The organism is Lutispora sp. (genome assembly GCF_041687175.1).
GTDB lineage: Bacteria > Bacillota > Clostridia > Lutisporales > Lutisporaceae > Lutispora.
Map to the genome: position 1 here is coordinate 2,055 of NZ_JAWLCK010000206.1, position 1,121 is coordinate 3,175.

The window sequence follows — 1,121 nt, forward strand, 5'->3', positions numbered from 1 at the left end:
AATGCTCTAATTGCACTATCCAGATATGTTTTTGCTTTAGTATAATCTCCCATATCGTATGCTGCTTGTCCTGCATTGGTGCTGAATATCGGTATTCCTCGCTTTATGTCTTTTTCCCTGCATATGACAATAGCCCTATCATAATATGATAATGAACTGTAGAATTCCATGCTCCGCCTTTTGCTTTCTCCGATGAAATTGTAGCAGGCGGCAATGTTTAGAATATACTTTTCCTTATGCTCCAGGGATTCGAACATATCTATGGCCTGTTTCAGAATATTCCCGCCCTCTGAGAACCTTCCATTCATAACCCTTTGCATCCCTTTAAGCCTCATAAGTATGCAGAGCTCCTCCCTGTTGCGGCACTTCTCCGCAACTGCAATCGCTTCTTCCAGATATTTATCCATAAGCTCTGTATTAAAAGTGTTGATGCAAAAAAACACCATCTGCTTATAGCCTTTGATTGCAATATCACAGTTCTCTATCCGCAAGGCATGTTCTATCATTCCATTTATAATATCTAAGCCTTGCCTGTAGTCTCCCGATCTTATATATCCCCTTCCAACCATATGCATGAAGGACAACTCAAGCATTTCCAGCTCCCCGCCATAACCCTCCTCATCCTTTATCTCACTGATTAAGCTTTTTATATTTTTCAGATCCTCAGACAGCTGTTCTTCGCCTATTTCTATAAAACCTTCCTCAGTAGAGCCATCCTCATAGAAAACAGGAAAAATCTCATGATTAATACCTAGATGCTGTTCAAGGTTCTTGATGGTGTATTTCAATGCCAGAAGCCTATAGCCTCCGTTCATAAAATGGTATATCAGCTTGGAATACAAAAGTGTATCTCTTTTGTCACCCTTGAGTCTGCTCTCAACGATCCTGGCAATTCTTGAATGCAGTATCCTTCTTCTTGAAGCCGAAAGCTGGGAATAAACATACTCACGCAGTTTCAGATGCGTAAAGGAAAAACCAACATTTTTTGTTTCCCCTGTTTCCTTTACAAGATTCTTCCTTTCAAGCTCCTCAATTATATCCAGCAGTTCCAGCTCGCTTTTCCCGCTGACCTCAAGCAATTCTTCCAAAGTAACCATATCAAAGAACATTGATATGATGTT

Annotated in this window: 1 pseudogene; it reads right to left on the reverse strand. The window is 40.3% G+C overall.

Annotated features, from left to right (window positions below):
* Positions 1 to 1,121, reverse strand: a pseudogene (locus tag ACESM9_RS15295) (serine/threonine protein kinase); the annotation flags it as partial.